The sequence below is a fragment of the Pseudomonas sp. 22526 genome (assembly GCF_052044735.1).
GTDB classification, from domain to species: Bacteria; Pseudomonadota; Gammaproteobacteria; order Pseudomonadales; family Pseudomonadaceae; genus Aquipseudomonas; species Aquipseudomonas piscium.
The window spans coordinates 165,015-184,222 of the sequence record NZ_JBQENK010000010.1; the positions used below are offsets into that span (position 1 = coordinate 165,015).

Genomic DNA, 19,208 nt, shown 5'->3' on the forward strand with positions numbered 1-19,208 from the left:
TCGTTACAATGGCGGCTTGTTTTTGCCTCACCGGCTTTCAACTTAGGGGATATCCGTGTCAGTGGAACTTTGGCAGCAGTGCGTGGAGCTTCTGCGTGATGAGCTGCCTGCCCAGCAATTCAACACTTGGATCCGTCCGCTACAGGTCGAAGCCGAAGGCGACGAGTTGCGTGTATACGCACCGAATCGTTTTGTTCTCGATTGGGTCAACGAAAAGTACCTGGGCCGTGTGCTCGAGCTGCTGGATGAGCATGGCAATGGCATGGCGCCGGCGCTTTCCTTATTAATAGGCAGCAAACGCAGTTCCGCTCCTCGTGCGGCACCTAATGCGCCATTGGCCGCCGCCGTTGCCTCGCAGGTTCAGCAGGCAGCTGCCGCCCCGGTCGCTGCGCCGGCTCCGGCCGCACCGAGCAAGCCGGCGACCCAGAAAGTCGCCGAAGTCAGCGAAGAACCCTCTCGTGACAGCTTCGACCCGATGGCGGGGGCCAGCTCGCAGCAGGCTCCAGTGCGCGCCGAACAGCGCACCGTTCAGGTAGAAGGTGCGCTCAAGCACACCAGTTACCTGAACCGCACTTTCACCTTCGAAAACTTTGTGGAAGGTAAGTCGAACCAGCTGGCCCGCGCCGCGGCCTGGCAGGTAGCCGACAACCCCAAGCATGGTTACAACCCGCTCTTCCTTTATGGCGGCGTAGGTTTGGGTAAGACCCACTTGATGCATGCTGTGGGTAACCATCTATTAAAGAAGAACCCGAATGCCAAGGTCGTGTACCTGCATTCCGAGCGCTTCGTGGCGGACATGGTCAAGGCGCTGCAACTCAACGCGATCAATGAATTCAAGCGCTTCTACCGTTCGGTGGATGCTTTGCTGATCGACGATATCCAGTTCTTCGCCCGCAAGGAGCGTTCCCAGGAAGAGTTTTTCCACACCTTCAACGCCCTGCTCGAAGGCGGCCAACAGGTGATTCTCACCAGTGACCGCTATCCGAAGGAAATCGAAGGCCTGGAAGAACGCCTGAAATCGCGCTTCGGCTGGGGCCTGACCGTGGCGGTAGAGCCACCGGAACTGGAAACCCGGGTCGCGATTCTGATGAAGAAAGCCGACCAGGCCAAAGTCGAACTGCCCCACGATGCGGCGTTCTTCATTGCCCAGCGGATTCGCTCCAACGTGCGTGAGCTGGAGGGTGCACTCAAGCGTGTCATCGCCCACTCGCACTTCATGGGGCGCGACATCACCATCGAGCTGATTCGCGAATCGCTGAAGGACCTGCTGGCCCTGCAGGACAAGCTGGTCTCTGTGGATAACATTCAGCGTACAGTCGCCGAGTACTACAAGATCAAGATCTCCGATCTGCTGTCCAAGCGTCGCTCGCGCTCTGTCGCGCGTCCGCGCCAGGTGGCCATGGCCTTGTCCAAGGAACTGACCAACCACAGCCTGCCGGAAATCGGCGACGTGTTCGGCGGCCGCGACCACACCACGGTCTTGCACGCATGCCGCAAGATCAATGAACTTAAGGAATCCGACGCGGACATCCGCGAGGACTACAAGAACCTGCTGCGTACTCTGACCACTTGATGACTCCAGCGCAGCTTATTAAGGCAAGGGACTAGACCATGCATTTCACCATTCAACGCGAAGCCCTGTTGAAACCCCTGCAACTGGTCGCCGGCGTCGTCGAACGTCGTCAGACCTTGCCGGTACTTTCCAACGTGCTGTTGGTTGTCGAAGGCCAGCAACTGTCGCTGACCGGTACCGACCTGGAAGTCGAGCTGGTCGGTCGCGTGCAGCTGGAAGAGCCGGCAGAGCCAGGCGAAATCACTGTCCCGGCGCGTAAGCTGATGGACATCTGCAAGAGCCTGCCGAACGATGCCCTGATCGACATCAAGGTCGACGAGCAGAAGCTGGTGGTCAAGGCTGGCCGTAGCCGCTTTACCCTGTCCACCTTGCCGGCCAACGACTTCCCGACTGTGGAAGAAGGCCCGGGGTCGCTGACCTGCCAGCTGGAGCAGAGCAAGCTGCGTCGCCTGATCGAACGCACCAGCTTCGCCATGGCCCAGCAGGACGTGCGCTACTACCTCAACGGCATGCTGCTGGAAGTTTCCGCCGGCATCATCCGTGCCGTGGCCACCGACGGTCACCGCCTGGCCATGTGCTCGATGCAGGCCGATATCGGTCAGCCGGATCGCCACCAGGTGATCGTGCCGCGCAAGGGCATCCTGGAACTGGCCCGCCTGCTCACCGAGCCGGACGGCAATGTCAGCATCGTGCTGGGTCAGCACCACATCCGCGCGACCACCGGCGAATTCACTTTCACTTCCAAGCTGGTCGACGGCAAGTTCCCGGACTACGAGCGCGTGCTGCCGAAGGGCGGTGACAAGCTGGTGCTGGGCGACCGTCAGGCGCTGCGCGAAGCCTTCAGCCGTACCGCGATCCTGTCCAACGAGAAGTACCGCGGTATCCGTCTGCAACTGGCCAACGGCCAGCTGAAAATCCAGGCCAACAACCCGGAGCAGGAAGAGGCGGAAGAAGAAGTCGGCGTGGAATACAACGGCGGTTCGCTGGAGATCGGCTTCAACGTGAGCTACCTGCTCGACGTGCTGGGCGTGATGACCACCGAACAGGTACGCCTGATCCTGTCCGATTCCAACAGCAGTGCGCTGGTGCAGGAATCCGACAACGACGACTCGGCCTACGTTGTCATGCCGATGCGCCTGTAATCATGCTCAGCGGAAGCTAGATGTCCCTCAGTCGCGTCTCGGTCACCGCGGTGCGCAATCTGCACCCGGTGACCTTCTCCCCCTCCCCCCGCATCAACCTCCTCTACGGCGCCAACGGCAGTGGCAAAACCAGCGTGCTGGAAGCCATCCACTTGCTGGGGCTTGCTCGCTCGTTTCGCAGTGCCCGTTTATTGCCGGTGATCCAGTATGAGCAACTCGCCTGTACGGTATTCGGTCAGGTCGAGCTGGCGGAAGGAGGACATAGCAGCCTGGGGATATCTCGAGACCGCCAGGGTGAGTTCCAGATCCGCATCGACGGGCAGAACGCCCGCAGCGCGGCGCAGCTGGCGGAGATCCTGCCCCTGCAGTTAATCAACCCGGACAGTTTCCGCTTGCTGGAAGGGGCTCCGAAAATCAGGCGCCAGTTCCTCGATTGGGGCGTGTTCCACGTGGAACCGCGCTTCATGTCAACCTGGCAGCGCTTGCAGAAGGCCCTGCGGCAGCGGAACTCATGGCTGCGGCATGGTACACTTGACGCCGCTTCGCAAGCAGCCTGGGACAGGGAACTGTGTCAGGCCAGCGCTGAAATTGATGAATACCGCCGCGCTTATATCAAAGCCTTGAAACCAGTCTTTGAGCGGACCTTGAGCGAGCTGGTAGAGCTCGAGGGCTTAACGCTTAGCTATTACCGTGGTTGGGATAAAGAGCGAGAGCTCAGTGCAGTGCTCGCGACATCCCTCCATCGTGATCAGCAAATGGGTCATACCCAGGCTGGCCCCCAACGTGCTGATTTGCGTCTCAGATTGGGCGCACACAACGCTGCGGACATCTTGTCCCGCGGTCAGCAGAAGTTGGTGGTCTGTGCCTTGCGGATCGCCCAGGGGCACCTGGTCAGCCAGGCCCGGCGCGGTCAGTGTATTTATCTGGTGGATGACTTGCCGTCCGAGCTGGACGAGCAGCATCGCCGCGCACTTTGTCGCTTGTTGGAAGACTTACGCTGCCAGGTGTTCATCACCTGTGTAGACCACGAATTATTGAGGGAAGGCTGGCAGACGGAAACGCCAGTTGCCCTGTTCCACGTGGAACAGGGCCGTATCACCCAGACCCACGACCATCGGGAGTGAAGGCATGAGCGAAGAAAACACGTACGACTCGAGCAGCATTAAAGTGCTGAAAGGTTTGGATGCCGTACGCAAACGTCCCGGTATGTACATTGGTGACACCGACGATGGCAGCGGTCTGCACCATATGGTGTTCGAGGTGGTCGATAACTCGATCGACGAAGCTCTGGCCGGCCACTGCGACGACATCAGCATCATCATCCACCCGGACGAATCCATTACCGTGCGTGACAACGGTCGCGGCATCCCGGTAGACGTGCATAAAGAAGAAGGCGTTTCCGCAGCCGAGGTCATCATGACCGTGCTGCACGCCGGCGGTAAGTTCGACGACAACTCCTACAAGGTATCCGGTGGTCTGCACGGTGTGGGTGTGTCGGTAGTGAACGCCCTGTCCGAAGAACTGGTCCTGACCGTTCGCCGCAGTGGCAAGATCTGGGAACAGACCTACGTTCACGGTGTGCCTCAGGCGCCTATGGCGATCGTCGGTGATAGCGAAACCACCGGTACCCAGATTCACTTCAAGGCTTCCAGCGAGACCTTCAAGAACATCCATTTCAGCTGGGACATCCTGGCCAAGCGGATTCGTGAACTGTCCTTCCTCAACTCCGGTGTCGGTATCGTTCTGAAGGACGAGCGCAGCGGCAAGGAAGAACTGTTCAAATACGAAGGCGGCCTGCGCGCGTTCGTTGAATACCTGAACACCAACAAGACTGCGGTCAACCAGGTGTTCCACTTCAATGTGCAGCGTGAAGACGGCATCGGCGTGGAAATCGCCCTGCAGTGGAACGACAGCTTCAACGAAAACCTGCAGTGCTTCACCAACAACATTCCTCAGCGCGACGGCGGCACCCACCTGGTGGGCTTCCGTTCGGCACTGACGCGTAACCTGAACAACTACATCGAGCAGGAAGGTCTGGCGAAGAAGCACAAGGTCGCCACCACCGGTGACGATGCCCGCGAAGGCCTGACCGCGATCATTTCGGTCAAGGTGCCGGATCCGAAGTTCAGCTCCCAGACCAAAGACAAGCTGGTGTCTTCCGAAGTGAAGACCGCGGTCGAACAGGAAATGGGCAAGTACTTCTCCGACTTCCTGCTGGAAAACCCGAACGAAGCCAAGCTGGTGGTCGGCAAGATGCTCGACGCCGCCCGCGCCCGTGAAGCGGCGCGTAAGGCCCGTGAGATGACCCGCCGTAAAGGTGCGCTGGATATCGCCGGCCTGCCGGGCAAACTGGCGGACTGCCAGGAAAAAGACCCTGCCCTTTCCGAACTCTACCTGGTGGAAGGTGACTCTGCTGGCGGCTCCGCCAAGCAGGGACGCAACCGCAAGACCCAGGCGATTCTGCCGCTCAAGGGCAAGATCCTTAACGTCGAGAAAGCGCGCTTCGACAAGATGATTTCCTCGCAAGAGGTCGGCACCTTGATCACTGCACTCGGCTGCGGCATCGGCCGCGAAGAGTACAACATCGACAAGCTGCGTTATCACAACATCATCATCATGACCGACGCCGACGTCGACGGTTCGCACATCCGTACCCTGCTGCTGACTTTCTTCTTCCGTCAGCTGCCGGAGCTGATCGAGCGTGGCTACATCTACATCGCTCAACCGCCGCTGTACAAGGTCAAGAAAGGCAAGCAAGAGCAATACATCAAAGACGACGACGCCATGGAAGAGTACATGACGCAGTCGGCCCTGGAAGATGCGAGCCTGCACCTGAACGAAGACGCACCGGGTATTTCCGGCGAGGCGCTGGAGCGCCTGGTGAACGACTTCCGCATGGTCATGAAAACCCTCAAGCGTCTGTCGCGCCTGTACCCTCAGGAGCTGACCGAGCACTTCATCTACCTGCCGGCCGTGAGCCTGGAGCAACTCTCCGATCACGCGGCCATGCAGGATTGGCTGGCCCAATATGAAGTCCGCCTGCGCACCGTCGAGAAGTCCGGCCTGGTCTACAAGGCCAGCCTGCGTGAAGACCGTGAACGTAATGTCTGGCTGCCAGAGGTCGAACTGATCTCCCACGGCCTGTCGAACTACGTCACCTTCAACCGCGACTTCTTCGGCAGCAATGACTACAAGACCGTCGTTACCCTCGGCGCTCAACTGAGCTCCCTGCTGGACGAAGGCGCTTATATTCAGCGCGGCGAACGCAAGAAGGCGGTGACCGAGTTCAAGGAAGCCCTGGACTGGCTGATGACCGAAAGCACCAAGCGCCACACCATCCAGCGATACAAAGGTCTGGGCGAGATGAACCCGGATCAGCTGTGGGAAACCACCATGGACCCAAGCGTGCGTCGCATGCTCAAGGTCACCATCGAAGACGCCATCGGCGCCGACCAGATCTTCAACACCCTGATGGGTGATGCGGTCGAGCCTCGTCGCGACTTCATCGAAAGCAACGCCCTGGCGGTATCCAACCTGGACTTCTGATCCGGGTTGCATCGCCGAAATAAAAAAGGCCAACGCTCAGCGTTGGCCTTTTTTATTGCCCGGCTAAAAGGTCGCCCTACTCCGCCGCCGAGACACTTTCCAGGCGATAGCCATAGCCATAGATGGTCAGCAGCTGCCAGCCACGATCCGCGGTCAGCCCCAGCTTGTTGCGCAAGCGGTAGATGTGAGTGTCCAGGGGACGGGAAGAGACAATTTCCTCATGGGTCCAGAAACGCTCGTAGAGGTATTCCCGGGATAGAGGGCGACCCAGATTGGCGAACAGGCAGCGGGCCAGGCGGTACTCGCGTTCGGTGAGGCTGATCGGGCTGCCGGCTCGGGTCACGGTCAGCTCGGCGTCGTCGAAGGCCAGGTCGTTGAAGGTCTGCACCTCGACGGCCGCCGAACGCTGCAAGCCATGGCGGCGCAGGACGGCGGTCACCCGTGCCTTGAGTTCGTTGGGGCGGAACGGTTTGCTCACATAGTCGTCGGCACCGGTGTTCAGGGCCTGGACGATATCGCTCTCGGCATCGCGGCTGGTGAGCATGATGGCGGCCGGTGGCGCCTCCATGTGTTCGCGGGTCCAGCGCAGCAATGAGAGTCCGCTGAGGTCCGGCAGTTGCCAGTCGAGAATCAGCAGGTCGAAGGTCTCGCGCCGCAGCTGCCGCAGCAGGTCCTCGCCACGCTCGAAGCTGTGCAGCGTCCATGGCTGTTCCCCGGGGCCGGGGATCTGTCGCAGTGTCTGTTCCACCCGCGCCAGTTCGGCGGGCTCGTCATCCAGTATTGCGACACGCATGCGGGGCAGTTCCTTTTATCGCGAGAGAGTGCTGATGGCTTTATTTGAGGCCTTTCCTGGCGCTGAGTTTAGGCTGATCAGACGAATCTGAACAATTGTGGCGAATTGCTCTGGTTCATACCTTTGCTCGGTACGCTGATGTCATATAGCCGGTAGCCGACAGGAGCACTGTCCATCCGGCCTGCATTCATTGCAGAACGATACCGGCTCGAACGTGCAAGGAAAAGGACTATGGGGAACATCCTGGGGAAGGGGCGGTTGCTCTACGCGCGCATTGCGCAGGCAGCGGACCTGGCTCGATTTACCACTCTGATGCTCGCGGCTTGCCTGAGCCTGGGGTCGACCGCGGAGCAGCCTGTGCTGCCGTCTTCGGATTACGCCTTGCCGGTGCAGCGTTATTTCAGCCCGTCTGTAACCACTATCGGGTTCAGCGACTCCCAGGGGTTCGCCCCGATCAGCGCGCCACAGACACAGATGGCGCAGCCCATGGTCTATCAGGAGCAGCAGCGTTGGGTGTTCTAGATCAGACAATTCTGAACAAATATTGCAAACCGGCCCGGCCTCCACGGCATGTCGGTAAATTTGTAGTCGCTGAGTGGCACACAGGGGCAATCGGAAGTGCTCCGACACAGGGAGTGTCAACCGCCGGATTGGCGGACGTCAGGCCGGGGCTTGTCTTCGGTTTGCAGTACAGGGGAATACAAGGAGTGCCTCCTCAGGACGTAATGCTCCGACACAGGGATGTGTCATCCCTCCTCTCCCGCGCGGCCCCACGGCGCCGCCAGCCAACAAACAACTCCTCATTTTTTATCTGTGAAGGCCTCTGATGAAGACATTCGGCGCTGAGTTTTTCGGTACGTTCTGGTTGGTCCTGGGCGGATGCGGGAGCGCCGTGCTGGCGGCCGGCGTTCCGCAGTTCGGGATCGGTTATCTGGGGGTAGCCCTGGCCTTTGGCCTGAGCGTCCTGACCATGGCTTATGCATTGGGTCCGATTTCCGGGGCTCACCTCAACCCTGCGGTCTCGGTTGGCCTGTGGTTGAGCGGGCGTTTCCCGGGTAGCCGGCTGCTGCCTTATATCGTCGCCCAGGTTCTCGGTGGACTTGCCGCGGGTGGCGTACTGTTCCTGATCGCTTCCGGCAAGGTCGGGTTCGACGCTTCGGCGGGCTTCGCGGCCAACGGTTACGGTGAACACTCGCCTGGCGGCTACTCGATGTTCGCCGCGCTGTTGACCGAAGTCGTGCTCACGGCGATGTTCCTCCTGATCATCCTGGGCGCCACCGCCAAGCGTGCACCAGCCGGTTTTGCCCCGATTGCCATTGGCCTGACGCTGACCCTGATCCACCTGATCAGCATTCCGGTCACCAATACCTCGGTCAACCCGGCCCGCAGCACCGCGGTCGCCTTCTTCGCCGGCGAGTGGGCAGTGTCCCAGCTGTGGCTGTTCTGGGTAGCACCTCTGTTGGGCGCAGGGCTGGGAGCTCTGGCCTATCGCTTGATCTCCAGCGAGCGGGACTGACCTGAACGGCTGGATGCGCCGATTCGCATCCAGCCGGCATGGAGCCAGACAACACAGCCGCTCTTTAGCGGTTGTGCTGTTTGTTCCGTAAAGGAATGACCCTGGCCGGCCTTGGTTCAAGAGGTATGGTCAGAACGCTAACAATGCAGTTCTAATGGCACGGACTTCAGAAGAGCGCGACTACGGACCTATGAACCCATGACCTCCTTGCATATCCGCCACCGGGCCATGCTCGTTTCATTTCTGCTCGGCAGCACACTGGCCTTTTCCACGGCGCAGGCTGCCATTGCAGCGCCCAAGCGCCCTCCCTATATCGATGACAACCAGCAATGCCGTGGCCAGCCGCTGCCGGCGACGGTCGAGCACCTCACGGGCGAAGCCTGGAAGCTGGATGCCAAGGGCAACCAGATGCCCCTGGAAGAAGGCATGAGCGTCGATGAGCTCGAAGGGGTGAAGACCTCGCCGTCGGCATTCGTCAGCCTGTCCCTGGGCGATGGCTCGCTGGTGGTGCTGCCCTCCAGTTCCCAGATCACCCTGCACCTGAACGAGGAACATGCGATCCCCCAGGTCGCGCTCGAGCAGGGGCAGATCGAATCCTATGTCATCAAGCGCCCGAGCGATTACGACCGCTTCCAGATCGTCACCCCGATCGGCGTGCTGGGTGTACGCGGCACACACTTCCGGGTGCGTAACGACGATCAGCAGTCGCTGGTGGAAGTGCTCAACGGCCAGGTAGCGGTCAATCGCGAAGACGGCGAAGCGCCGAAAAAGACCAAGGGCAAGAAACGCCCTGTGGATAAACCGGTGGGACCTGTGGCGGGTGAAGTCCAGGTCATGGGGCGGCAAGGTTTGCGCATCCAGAAAGAAGGCCCGCTGAAACCGGTCGATCTGTTGCCCGCGCCGCAGCTGATGGGCCAGGCGGGCCAGACAGGTGGTCTGCCGGTCTGGCAACTGATCATGAAGCCCTTGCCGGGCGCCAAGCGTTACCGGGCCCAGGTGGCGACCGACAAGACCTTCCTCAATATCAAGCAGGAACAGTTTTCCAGCACGCCGGAAGTCAACTTCAGCGGCCTGGAAGCCTTTTTTTATCATGTCCGCCTTTCTGCTTTCGATGAGCACGGACTCGAAGGAGAGACGGGGGTCTATGACATCTTCTATTACCCCAGGACCACGCGTGTTCAGTAACTGCGCGGCGGTTTGTCGGTGAGGCGCTGGCGCCGACCCGAGGGCCGGGAGCCGACGCAAGCCCAGCGACTGTTTGGCGGTCTGGTGCGGGAATGGGCATGGGTCAGCCTGATCCTGCTGCCCTTGACCGCCCTGTTGTCGCTGAGCCACGGGCTGGCGCTGAATAACCTGCTGTATGACAACCTGCGGCGGCTCAGCCCGCTGCCGGTCGATTCGCGCCTGCTGCTGATCACCATCGACGACTACAGCCTGCAGCAGCTGGGCCAGTGGCCCTGGCCGCGTACCCTGCACGCCGACCTGCTGGATCGGCTGACGGCGGCCAAGGTCCAGGGCGTGCTGTTCGACGTGATCTTCAGCGAACCTGACAGCGTCCCCGAGAACGATCAGCGCCTGGCCCAGGCGATCTGCCGCGAGGGCCAGGTATTCCTGCCCCTGCTGCGCGAGAGCGTGGCCCGCTACGGCCAGCCACTGGGTGAGATCGAGCCGGTGCAGCCGTTGAACCAGTGCGCCAAGGCGGTCGGCCATATCAATGCCGAAGCCGACACCGACGGTACGGTCCGCAGTGTCTATCTGCGCGAAGGCCCACCGCAGGCGCCCAAGGGGCAATTGGCCTGGCTGCTTTATCAACAGGCGCACTCGGCGGGCACTGCCCTGTCGATGCCTGGCTCGGACAGCGCGCAGATCACCCAGGGCTGGCTGCGCAGCAACGAAATACGCATCCCCTTCATCAGCGCCCAGGCCGGGTTCCCCAGCGTTCCCTATGTCAGCGTATTGCGCGGTGAAGTCCCGCCGGAGCTGTTGCGCGACAAACTGATCCTGATCGGCACCACCGCCCCCGGCCTGGGCGACCGTTACGTCACCCCGCAGTCGGCCAGCGTCGGCACCACCCCGGGTATCGAGATCCAGGCCAACCTGCTCAATGGTTTGTTGCAGCAGCGCACTATCGTCGCCCTGGGCCAATGGCCGGCAGCGGCGCTGTCGGTGCTGCTGGTGGCGGCCCTGCTGGGATTGCTGCTGGTACGGCCGCGGCATGCGTTGTGGCTGACCCTGGCCTGCATGGCGGCGGCCCTGCTCGGTTCGGCCGGGCTGCTGCGCCTGGGGCTGTGGTGGCCGCCGGTGGCCAGCCTGCTGGGGATGCTGCTGGCCTACCTGATCTGGAACTGGCGTCGCCTGAGCGTGATCCTGGCCTACTTCGGCTGGGAACTGGCGCGCCTGGACAGCGAACCCAAGGTATTGCCCGAACGCCGGCGCACCCAGACCCCCGTCGGGGATGTGCTGCAGGGGCAGATCGTGGCTCTGGAGCAGGCCTTGAGCCGCACCCGCGACACCCGCCGATTCATTGCCGACGGCCTGGAATACCTGCCGGTGGCCACCCTGATCAGCGATCCGGACGGCCGCGTGCTGTTGGCCAACCGCAACGCCCGCGAAGTGTTCGGCAACGCGCTGATCGGCGAGGATCTGGTCCAGCAGTTGGCGGGCCTGGGTTATCCCGGTTTGCAGGACGGAGAACGCCCTGCCCTGTCGCAACTGCAGCCTTTGGAATTTCGGGATATCGAACAGCGCAGTCTGCGTGTGGACCTGGCACCCTTGCTGCCGATCGACAGCGATACCCCGATCGGCTGGCTGCTGAGCCTCACCGACTTGAGTCTCGAACGGGATGCCGAACAGCAGCGGGCAACCCTGTTGCGCTTCCTGTCCCATGACCTGCGCGCACCCCATTCGGCGATCCTGGCCTTGCTTGATGTACAGCGGCACCAGGGCTCGGGCGACACGCGGATCTATAGCCAGATCGAACTGCAGGTGCGTCGCGCCCTGGGGCTTACCGAAGCCTTCGTGCAACTGGCGAAAGCCGAGTCCGAGGCCTATCAGTTCCAGCCGAGCATGTTCGCCATGCTGGTGCTGGATGCGTTCGACCAGGCCATGACCATCGCCCAGCTGAAAAACATCCAGCTGGTGCATGACCTCGACGACGATGCCGAAGGCATGGTGCTGGCCGATCAGTCCCTGCTGACCCGGGCCTTGTTCAATCTGCTGGAGAACGCCATCAAGTACAGCCCGTCGGGCTCGACTGTCCGCGTGCAAGTCGCTTGCACGGAAGGCTGGCTGATCTGCGATATCACCGACCAGGGCAAAGGCATTGCGGCCGATGATCTGCCGCAGTTGTTCGTGCAGTACCAGCGCTTCGCCTCGGCCCAGGGCAGCGAAGGCCTGGGGCTTGGCTTGTCGATGGTCAAGGCGGTGGTCGACCGGCATGAAGGGCGGATTGTCTGCCGTAGCGTGGTCGGCGAGGGGACGACTTTCAGCCTGCAATTACCCTTGCTCACAGACTGAATATCGACAGGCGAAAAAAAACCGGCACCAGGCCGGTTTTTTCGCATCCAAAAAACTTATGCACGTTTTTCGGAATTTTATGGGTTTATAAAATATGTATATAAATCATAAATTTACGAATTTTATATAGCGATTTCCGCTAAAACGGTGCACAGGTTATCCACAGAAACTCAGATGGCCATTTTGTCCGGCGCCGCGGCTACCGGAGGCAGCGAACCCATGTCCCGCTGCGCCTGCTCATTCCAGGCCGCGACCCGGTCGTTGAGCTCGGCGATGGCCCGTGGTCCGGAGCCTTCGGCGTACATCGGCGCACCGATCACCACGGTGATGGTGCCGGGGTGTCTGACCCAGCCGGTCTTCGGCCAGTATTTGCCGGCGTTGTGCGCTATTGGCAGCACTGGTAAGTCGGCATTGACCGCCAGGGCGCTGCCGCTGCGGGAAAACTTGCCCATCTGGCCGTAAGGCACCCGGGTGCCTTCCGGGAAGATCAGTACCCAGACATTGTCCTTGAGCAGCTCGTCGCCTTTGCTGGCGACCTGCTTGAGCGCGGCCTTGGGGTTGTCGCGGTCGATGGCGATCGGACGCAGCATGGCCATGGCCCAGCCGAAGAACGGCACATACAGCAGCTCACGCTTGAGCACCTGGCTCAGCGGTTCGAAATAGGCCGAGAGAAAGAACGTCTCCCAGGTGCTCTGGTGGTTCGAGACAATCACGCAAGGGCGCTCAGGGATGTTTTCCGCACCCTTCACTTCCACGTCGATCTTGAGAAACACCTTGGTCAGCCACAACGCGCAGCGGCACCAATAGACGTTGATAAAGCGATAGCGCGCCTTGAACGGCAGGAAGGGCGCGATAAAAAAGCTCAGGGAGCACCACAGCAACGAACTGGTGCCCAGCAGCAGGTAAAAGAAGAAGGTTCTGATTGCCTGCAGGATCGACATAGCGGCGTTTACCGTTGCGGGCATTGCCCGCCTCTAAAAAAGCGCACCCCCGAACAGTCCTTGGCCAGGATGTCAGAAGAACTCTCTAATTGTGGATAAGTTCAGCGGCAACTGCCGCCAGGTCGTCAAAAATCAAGGTGCCTACCGGTAGGGTTTTCCCCAGGGTCTTTTCGCCTTTCCCGGTCTTTACCAAAACTGGCTGAGAGTCGACGGCTTTTGCGGCCTCCAGGTCACCGAGACTGTCGCCCACAAACCATAGACCAGCCAGATCCACTTCGTAGTGCCGGGCAATGGTCTGCAACATGCCAGGCTTGGGCTTGCGGCAGGCGCAGCCTTCGTCCGGGCCATGGGGGCAGTAAACGATGAGGCCGAGTTCGCCGCCCTGCTCGGCCACCAGAGCGCGCAGGCGCTCGTGCATGGCGTCGAGGGTGGCGACATCGTAGTAACCGCGAGCGATGCCCGACTGGTTGGTAGCGACCGCTACCGTCCAGCCGGCCTTGCTCAACTGCGTGATGGCTTCGACCGAGCCGGGGAGTGGAATCCACTCCTCCACCGATTTGATGTAAGCGTCGGAGTCGTAATTGATCACTCCGTCCCGATCGAGAATCAGCAGTTTCACGTATGCCTTACCCCAGCAACGAGATGTCGGCGACACCGAGGAACAGGCCCCGCAGACGTGCCAGCAGCGCGTAGCGGTTGGCCCGCACGTTGGCGTCTTCGGCATTGACCATCACCTTCTCGAAGAAGGCGTCGACCGGCTCGCGCAGGGCGGCCAGGCGGGCCAGGGTCTCGCTGTACTGACGCGCCGCGGCCATTGGCTGCACGGCCTGGTCCGCTTGCTGGATCGCCGAGTACAGGGAGAACTCGTTGGCGTTGTCGAAGTACTTGGCTTCCACGGTGGTCGGCACGCTGCCTTCGACCTTGCTCAGCAGGTTCGAGACGCGCTTGTTCACCGCGGCCAGCGCGGCGGCTTCCGGCAGCTTGCGGAAGGCCTGCACGGCCTGCACGCGCTGGTCGAAGTCCAGGGCCGAACCCGGCTTCAGGGCACGGACCGACAGGTAGGTGGCGACATCCACGCCTTCGTCTTCGTAACGGGCACGCAGACGGTCGAAGATGAACTCCAGGACCTGATCGGCCAGGCCGGCGCTCTTGACCTTGCCGCCGAACGCGCTGACGGCGAACGCCACGGCTTCGGTCAGGTCCAGGTCGAGCTTCTTGTCGATCAGGATGCGCAGCACGCCCAGCGCGGCACGACGCAGCGCATACGGGTCCTTGCTGCCGGTTGGCAGCATGCCGATGCCGAAGATGCCGACCAGGGTGTCGAGCTTGTCGGCGATGGCCACGGCGGCACCGGTGACGGTGCTTGGCAGCTCGGCGCCGGCGCCACGCGGCATGTACTGTTCGTTCAGCGCCAGGGCGACGTCTTCCGGCTCGCCGTCATTGAGGGCGTAGTAGTAACCGGCGATGCCTTGCATCTCCGGGAACTCGCCGACCATTTCGGTGGCCAGGTCGCACTTCGACAGCAGGCCCGCGCGAGCGGCCCGCTGGGCGTCGCCGCCGATGCGCGGGGCGATGAACGCGGCCAGTTTCGAGACGCGCTCGGCCTTGTCGTAGACGCTGCCCAGCTTCTCCTGGAACACCACGTTCTGCAGGCGCTGGTTGAAGTCTTCGAGCTTCTGTTTCTTGTCCTGCTTGAAGAAGAACTCGGCGTCGGTCAGGCGTGGGCGAACGACTTTCTCGTTGCCCTCGATGATCTGGCGCGGGTCCTTGCTTTCGATGTTGGCCACGGTGATGAAACGCGGCAGCAGCTTGCCGTCGACGTCCAGCAGGCAGAAGTACTTCTGGTTGTCCTGCATGGTGGTGATCAGGGCTTCCTGCGGCACTTCGAGGAAACGCTCCTCGAACGAGCACACCAGCGGCACTGGCCATTCCACCAGAGCGGTCACTTCGTCCAGCAGATCGGCTGGAACGATGGCAGTACCTTCCTGCAGGCGCGCCAGTTCTTCGGTGCGCTTGCTGATCAGCTCGCGACGCTCGTTGGCGTCGGCCAGCACGTAGGCGGCACGCAGGTCGTCCAGGTAGTTGGCCGGCGAGGTGATGCGCACGCTTTCCGGGTGATGGAAGCGGTGACCACGGGAGTCGCGACCGGCTTTCTGAGCGAGGATGGTGCAGTCGATGACCTGATCACCGAGCAGCATCACCAGCCATTGGGTCGGACGCACGAACTCTTCCTTGCGCGCAGCCCAACGCATGCGTTTCGGAATCGGCAGGTCGTTCAGCGAGTCTTCGACGATGGTCGGCAGCAGGCTGGTGGTCGGCTTGCCCTTGATGCTCTGGCTGTAGCGCAGCTTCGGCCCGCTCTGGTCGATTTCGCTCAGGTCCACGCCACATTTCTTGGCGAAGCCCAGGGCGGCCTGGGTCGGGTTGCCTTCGGCGTCGAAGGCGGCCTGGCGCGGCGGACCGTCGAGGTTGATGCTGCGATCCGGCTGCTGGGTGGCCAGGCCACTGATCAGCACCGCCAGGCGGCGTGGCGCAGCGTAGACATGCTTGGCCTCGAAGTTCAGGCCGGCGGCCTGCAGGCCTTTTTCGATACCGCCCAGGAAGGCTTCGGCCAGGGTGTTCAGGGCTTTGGGTGGCAGTTCTTCAGTGCCCAGTTCAACCAGAAAATCTTGCGCACTCATTGTGCCGCCTCCAACTTAGCCAACACTTCATCACGCAGGTCCGGGGTTGCCATCGGGAAGCCCAGCTTGGCGCGGGCCAGCAGGTAGGCTTGCGCAACGGAACGCGCCAGGGTGCGCACACGCAGGATGTACTGCTGACGCGCCGTCACGGAGATCGCGCGACGGGCATCCAGCAGGTTGAAGGTGTGCGAGGCCTTGAGGACCATTTCATAGCTCGGCAGCGGCAGCGGCTGGTCCAGCTCGATCAGGCGCTTGGCTTCGCTTTCGTAGAAATCGAACAGTTCGAACAGCTTCTCGACGTTGGCGTGTTCGAAGTTGTAGGTCGACTGCTCCACTTCGTTCTGGTGGAACACGTCGCCGTAGGTCACCTTGCCGAACGGGCCATCGGCCCAGACCAGGTCGTAGACCGAATCCACGCCCTGCAGGTACATGGCCAGGCGTTCCAGGCCGTAGGTGATCTCGCCGGTCACCGGGTAGCACTCGATGCCACCGGCTTGCTGGAAGTAGGTGAACTGAGTCACTTCCATGCCGTTGAGCCAGACTTCCCAGCCCAGGCCCCAGGCGCCGAGGGTCGGCGATTCCCAGTTGTCTTCGACGAAACGGATGTCGTGCACCAGCGGGTCGAGGCCGACGTGCTTGAGCGAGCCCAGGTACAGCTCCTGGAAGTTTTCCGGGTTCGGCTTCAAGACCACCTGGAACTGGTAGTAGTGCTGCAGACGGTTCGGGTTTTCGCCGTAGCGGCCGTCAGTCGGGCGACGACTGGGCTGCACATAAGCGGCGTTCCAGGTTTCCGGGCCGATGGCGCGCAGGAACGTGGCGGTATGGAAAGTGCCGGCGCCTACTTCCATATCGTAGGGCTGAAGTACCACACAACCTTGCTCGGCCCAGTATTGCTGGAGGGCGAGGATCAAGTCTTGGAAGGTACGCACGGCTGGCGTAGGCTGGCTCACGAAATTCACCTGTTACTTGGGCTGCGATTTAAAGAGCGGGAGTATACCCGATTCAGTTGTGCGCACGCCCACTGGAGCCTTATGCCACGCTGCTTTTGGTGCAACGAAGATCCCCTGTACATGGCGTACCACGATCAGGAGTGGGGCGTGCCGCTACGCGATGCGCAGCGTTTGTTCGAGTTGTTATTGCTCGAAGGGTTCCAGGCCGGCCTGTCCTGGATCACCGTCCTGAAGAAACGCGAGCGTTATCGCCAGGTGCTGTTCGGCTTCGATGTGCAACGCGTGGCGCAGATGAGCGATGCACAAATCGACGAGTTGATGCTCGATCCCGGGATCATCCGCAACCGCCTGAAACTTGCTGCCGCCCGGCGCAATGCCCAGGCCTGGATGGCGCTGGAGGACCCGGTGGCATTCCTCTGGTCGTTCGTCGGCGGGGTGCCCAGGGTCAATCATTTCAAGGACCGCAGCGAGGTTCCGGCGGTGACCCCAGAGGCCGAGGCGATGAGCAAGGGTCTGAAAAAGGCCGGCTTCACCTTTGTCGGTCCGACCATCTGTTATGCGCTGATGCAGGCTTCGGGCATGGTGATGGATCACACTCGGGACTGCGATCGCTACGCCATCCTCGCTCCACAGGCTGTGTGAAAACTGCTGCGTTCGGCAATACGGCGTTAAAAACAGGCTCGGAATGCTCATTTAGGCCCCTAAACTCCGCTTCCTCGCCTGTTTTTGCCTTGTCTTGCCTTCACTCGCGACGTTTTCACATAGCCTGTGATGGCCGGTTAGAATAACCGGCTTGCGACAAGGTTCATGACCCGGATATCAGGAGTCACCTGTGGATAAGTTTAAAGGCGCCCTGCTGGTAGGCGCTCTGCGATTGTTTGCCCTGCTGCCCTGGCGCGCGGTGCAGGCCGTCGGTTCGGCCATCGGCTGGATCATGTGGAAGACCCCCAACCGTTCCCGCGATGTGGTGCGGATCAACCTGGCCAAGTGCTTTCCGCAGATGGACGCTGCCGAGCGCGAACGTTTAGTGGGACAGAGCCTGAAAGACATCGGCAAGTCCCTGACCGAAAGCGCCTGCGCCTGGATCTGGCCGGCCGAGCGCTCGATCGCCCTGGTGCGTGAAGTCGAAGGCCTCGAGGTGCTGCAAGAGGCGCTGGCGTCGGGCAAGGGCGTGGTTGGCATCACCAGCCACCTGGGCAACTGGGAAGTGCTCAACCACTTCTATTGCAGCCAGTGCAAACCGATCATTTTCTACCGCCCGCCGAAGCTCAAGGCGGTGGACGACCTGCTGCAGAAACAGCGGGTCCAGCTGGGCAACCGCGTGGCGCCGTCCACCAAGGAAGGCATCCTCAGCGTCATCAAGGAAGTGCGCAAAGGTGGTGCGGTGGGCATTCCCGCCGACCCGGAACCGGCCGAATCCGCCGGGATCTTCGTGCCCTTCTTCGCCACCAAGGCGCTGACCAGCAAGTTCGTGCCGAACATGCTCGCCGGCGGCAAGGCGGTCGGGGTGTTCCTGCATGCGCTGCGCCTGCCCGACGGTTCGGGCTACAAGGTGATCCTCGAAGCCGCGCCGGATGCGATGTACAGCACCGATACCGAAACCTCCTGCGCGGCGATGAGCCAGGTGGTCGAGCGCTATGTGCGGGCTTATCCGAGCCAGTACATGTGGAGCATGAAGCGTTTCAAGAAACGTCCGGCCGGCGAAGAACGCTGGTACTGACCGCCTGGCACGATCTGTGGATAACCTTTCGCCCAAGGTTATCCACAAAGGCTGAAGCAGAGCACAGCATATGCCCGATTCGCGCAAATCCCTGAGGATCAAGATCCAGCACGAAAGCTTCGGCGAGTGCCTGGGCCAGACGCGCAACCTGTCTGCCAGCGGGGTCTACGTCCAGCACCCGGCATTGGCGGCGCTGCCCAAGGGCGCGGTGGTTTACGGCCAGGTGCAAGGCCTGCCGATGAACGCGCCGCGGGTGAAGATGGAGGTGGTGCTGGTGGATGCCGAGGGGATCGGCCTGCGTTACCTCTGAGCCCGTGCCTGTAGCCGCTGCCGAGCCTGCGAGGCTGCGATCGACCGCGAAGCGGTCGTAAAACCAGGCGCTGCGATCTGCCAGGCAATCCTGGTGCGCAGGTTCAGCGAGGACTGCGTCCTCGTGCGCAGCCTCGCTCACTCGGCAGCGGCTACAGTCAGCCTTTGGTCTGGCGCTCGAGTTTCTTGAGAAACACCGTCATTTCCTTTTCCGCCTGCTTGTCGCCATGCCCGCGGGCCGCTTCCAGGCCCTGCTCCCAGGCCTGGCGCGCCGCCGGATAGTCTTCCAGGCCCTGGTAGGCCTTGCCCAGCAGCTTCCACGCCGCCGAATACTTGGGGTCGAAACCGACGCAGCGTTGCAGGTGCTCGGCGGCCTTGGCGTATTCGTGCAGATCCAGATAGCCCTTGCCCAGGCCGAAGCGCAGCAGCGAGTTATCCATGCCCTTGGCGAGCATTTTTTCCAGGGATTCGAGCATGGGGCACCTCGAGATAAGGGGAGTCAGCGGGATCGTTATCGCGGG

General features: G+C 61.4%; 17 protein-coding genes. 11 read left to right on the forward strand and 6 right to left on the reverse strand.

What is annotated here, in order from left to right; translation table 11 throughout:
• The first annotated feature begins 55 nt into the window (after positions 1-55).
• From dnaA to gyrB, 4 genes are read left to right on the forward strand one after another with little or no spacing between them, the layout of a single operon-like run.
• The gene (dnaA, locus tag ACTJKT_RS17235) at positions 56-1,573 is read left to right on the forward strand and encodes a chromosomal replication initiator protein DnaA (protein ID WP_307949426.1); all 1,518 of its coding nucleotides are present in this window, start codon (positions 56-58) and stop codon (positions 1,571-1,573) included.
• A 38-nt stretch (positions 1,574-1,611) separates the two neighbouring features.
• Entirely contained in the window at positions 1,612-2,715 is a 1,104-nt protein-coding gene (dnaN, locus tag ACTJKT_RS17240; protein ID WP_009046209.1) for a DNA polymerase III subunit beta, read from the forward strand.
• Positions 2,716-2,735: 20 nt separating this feature from the next.
• Positions 2,736-3,839 (forward strand): DNA replication/repair protein RecF, encoded by a 1,104-nt coding sequence (gene recF / locus ACTJKT_RS17245; RefSeq protein ID WP_007924472.1) that lies wholly within the window; start codon positions 2,736-2,738, stop codon positions 3,837-3,839.
• 4 nt (positions 3,840-3,843) lie between these two features.
• Positions 3,844-6,261, forward strand: coding sequence for a DNA topoisomerase (ATP-hydrolyzing) subunit B (gyrB, locus tag ACTJKT_RS17250; RefSeq protein WP_023967687.1), 2,418 nt, complete (start codon positions 3,844-3,846; stop codon positions 6,259-6,261).
• 76 nt (positions 6,262-6,337) lie between these two features.
• Here the strand turns inward: gyrB and ACTJKT_RS17255 are convergent, their stop codons facing one another.
• Positions 6,338-7,054, reverse strand: a complete 717-nt coding sequence (locus tag ACTJKT_RS17255) for a response regulator transcription factor (protein ID WP_007921041.1) — start codon at positions 7,052-7,054, stop codon at positions 6,338-6,340.
• 231 nt (positions 7,055-7,285) lie between these two features.
• Between ACTJKT_RS17255 and ACTJKT_RS17260 the strand changes: the two genes are divergently transcribed.
• From ACTJKT_RS17260 to ACTJKT_RS17275, 4 genes are all read left to right on the forward strand, one after another.
• Positions 7,286-7,576 (forward strand): hypothetical protein, encoded by a 291-nt coding sequence (locus tag ACTJKT_RS17260; RefSeq protein ID WP_440787913.1) that lies wholly within the window; start codon positions 7,286-7,288, stop codon positions 7,574-7,576.
• 304 nt (positions 7,577-7,880) lie between these two features.
• Positions 7,881-8,570 carry an aquaporin Z gene (gene aqpZ / locus ACTJKT_RS17265; RefSeq protein ID WP_440787915.1) on the forward strand — a complete coding sequence of 230 codons (690 nt, stop codon included), beginning with the start codon at positions 7,881-7,883 and terminating at the stop codon, positions 8,568-8,570.
• A 198-nt stretch (positions 8,571-8,768) separates the two neighbouring features.
• The gene (locus ACTJKT_RS17270; protein WP_440787916.1) at positions 8,769-9,755 is read left to right on the forward strand and encodes a FecR family protein; all 987 of its coding nucleotides are present in this window, start codon (positions 8,769-8,771) and stop codon (positions 9,753-9,755) included.
• Positions 9,756-9,767: 12 nt separating this feature from the next.
• Positions 9,768-12,086, forward strand: a complete 2,319-nt coding sequence (locus ACTJKT_RS17275) for a CHASE2 domain-containing protein (RefSeq protein WP_440787917.1) — start codon at positions 9,768-9,770, stop codon at positions 12,084-12,086.
• 170 nt (positions 12,087-12,256) lie between these two features.
• Here ACTJKT_RS17275 and ACTJKT_RS17280 read toward each other — a convergent pair whose 3' ends face one another.
• The 4 genes from ACTJKT_RS17280 to glyQ form a co-directional block, all read right to left on the reverse strand.
• A complete protein-coding gene (locus ACTJKT_RS17280) occupies positions 12,257-13,027 on the reverse strand; it encodes a lysophospholipid acyltransferase family protein (protein ID WP_440787991.1) in 771 nt (256 codons plus the stop codon).
• Positions 13,028-13,112: 85 nt separating this feature from the next.
• Positions 13,113-13,646, reverse strand: coding sequence for a D-glycero-beta-D-manno-heptose 1,7-bisphosphate 7-phosphatase (gmhB, locus tag ACTJKT_RS17285; RefSeq protein WP_440787918.1), 534 nt, complete (start codon positions 13,644-13,646; stop codon positions 13,113-13,115).
• Positions 13,647-13,653: 7 nt separating this feature from the next.
• Positions 13,654-15,708 (reverse strand): glycine--tRNA ligase subunit beta, encoded by a 2,055-nt coding sequence (gene glyS / locus ACTJKT_RS17290; RefSeq protein WP_440787919.1) that lies wholly within the window; start codon positions 15,706-15,708, stop codon positions 13,654-13,656.
• Entirely contained in the window at positions 15,705-16,658 is a 954-nt protein-coding gene (gene glyQ, locus ACTJKT_RS17295) for a glycine--tRNA ligase subunit alpha (RefSeq protein WP_003177094.1), read from the reverse strand. Before glyQ ends, glyS begins: the two co-directional genes overlap by 4 nt.
• Positions 16,659-16,739: 81 nt before the next feature.
• Between glyQ and ACTJKT_RS17300 the strand changes: the two genes are divergently transcribed.
• The 3 genes from ACTJKT_RS17300 (at position 16,740) to ACTJKT_RS17310 (ending at position 18,688) form a co-directional block, all read left to right on the forward strand.
• Positions 16,740-17,300: a DNA-3-methyladenine glycosylase I gene (locus tag ACTJKT_RS17300; protein WP_440787920.1), complete on the forward strand. Its 561-nt coding sequence runs from the start codon at positions 16,740-16,742 to the stop codon at positions 17,298-17,300.
• A gap of 190 nt (positions 17,301-17,490) precedes the next feature.
• Positions 17,491-18,378 carry a lysophospholipid acyltransferase gene (locus ACTJKT_RS17305; protein WP_023967681.1) on the forward strand — a complete coding sequence of 296 codons (888 nt, stop codon included), beginning with the start codon at positions 17,491-17,493 and terminating at the stop codon, positions 18,376-18,378.
• 70 nt (positions 18,379-18,448) lie between these two features.
• The gene (locus tag ACTJKT_RS17310) at positions 18,449-18,688 is read left to right on the forward strand and encodes a PilZ domain-containing protein (protein ID WP_440787921.1); all 240 of its coding nucleotides are present in this window, start codon (positions 18,449-18,451) and stop codon (positions 18,686-18,688) included.
• A 157-nt stretch (positions 18,689-18,845) separates the two neighbouring features.
• Here ACTJKT_RS17310 and ACTJKT_RS17315 read toward each other — a convergent pair whose 3' ends face one another.
• The gene (locus ACTJKT_RS17315) at positions 18,846-19,163 is read right to left on the reverse strand and encodes a tetratricopeptide repeat protein (RefSeq protein ID WP_009046223.1); all 318 of its coding nucleotides are present in this window, start codon (positions 19,161-19,163) and stop codon (positions 18,846-18,848) included.
• Positions 19,164-19,208 lie beyond the last annotated feature (45 nt).